General features: G+C 43.5%; 2 protein-coding genes and 1 pseudogene. All 3 read right to left on the bottom strand.

All coding sequences use genetic code 11. The features are described 5' to 3' along the window. Positions 1-274, bottom strand: a 274-nt coding sequence (locus R7P35_RS25590) for an MSHA biogenesis protein MshK (protein ID WP_318093226.1), incomplete at its 3' end; no start/stop codon positions are given. After that, positions 267-917 carry a type II secretion system protein GspM gene (gspM, locus tag R7P35_RS25585; protein ID WP_005497276.1) on the bottom strand — a complete coding sequence of 217 codons (651 nt, stop codon included), beginning with the start codon at positions 915-917 and terminating at the stop codon, positions 267-269. The genes R7P35_RS25590 and gspM, both read right to left, overlap by 8 nt. Then, positions 914-1,140 (bottom strand): annotated as a pseudogene (locus tag R7P35_RS25580) (MSHA biogenesis protein MshI); the annotation flags it as partial. The gene gspM and the pseudogene R7P35_RS25580, both read right to left, overlap by 4 nt.

The following is a 1,140-nucleotide window of genomic DNA, read 5'->3' as shown; positions in this document are numbered from 1 at the left end:
TTAAAGTTACAAATTCACTATTGATGCTTGCTACTCGATAACCGTTAAACAGTTCACCCTGTTCGACAAGTCGGTTATTCATGATTGCGACACATTCGGTATTTGGCTTACAGACAATGCTGTTCAGTGTCGGCAAGCGGTATTGTTTCGCTTTGGGCTTGGCAGACACCTCTGCTGGTTTTTGCCAACCAAGTGGGGCAGTTGGATCCTGATTTGCCAAGACTGAACCAGACAAGGCGATAGCCGCGATTGAGATAATGAGTTTTTTAACCACCGATAAACTCCTCTCGAGAACCTAATGTGTACACTTCAAGCACTAACTTCGCTTTTGGATATTCTTCTACTTTGTAACTGAAGCTACGCCAAAAATAGCTGGCAGGTAAGCTCTCTAACTTGTTTAAGTAGTTGGCGATAGAAAAGTAGTCACCAGTTAGCTCCATACGCACTGGGTGTACGTAGTAGCCAGAGTACTGTGATGCTTCTTTATCTTCTGTGATCGGCTCAGATGGCAGAGTCTGCAATGACACCAAGTGAATGCCACTTTGCTGCTCTAATACGCTCTCTAATACGCCCGCCATTTGTGAAGGCGTTACCAAGTGTTCAATAATTTGTGACAACTGCATCGAAAGATGCTGACTTTCCGTCAACAGGTTGGAAATTTCCAAATCAATATCTGCGTTTGGATCTTTCTTCAATTGAGCCTTAACACGTAAAATATCAATTTCTGTTTTTTGGTTTGACTGCTTTAAGTTACTCAGCTGTCTTTCATTGTTTGAGATCTGATTGAGCTTAGGTTCTAGCACCAACGTAAACAGCAACATAACTACGGTCACGAAGCCACACAGCGCCACCAGCATTTTCTCGCGCGCGCTCATGTCTCCAAAGCGCTCTTCTAATGAGCTCCAGAATTCGTTCATTTCTCTTTATCCTCGCGCGTTTTCAACTCAAACGTCACTATGTCTTTCTCATTGCGACCGATTTTCACGTCGTCAAATGTTCGCCCAACAAGACTGATCTCATTCTTGAACTGGCTTACCCAACTCGGCACTGAACTCGGAGCTTTCGCTAAGCCTTTTAAATCCAAGGTGTTGTTGTTGATGCGAATTTCGGATAAAGAGATTTCTTGGTTGCCCAATTTTG

Source organism: Vibrio sp. Vb0304, from assembly GCF_033338995.1.
In the GTDB taxonomy this organism is placed as follows: Bacteria; Pseudomonadota; Gammaproteobacteria; order Enterobacterales; family Vibrionaceae; genus Vibrio; species Vibrio alginolyticus.
Note: the sequence above shows the minus strand (reverse complement) of the source record. Positions and strands in the feature narration are given on the sequence as shown.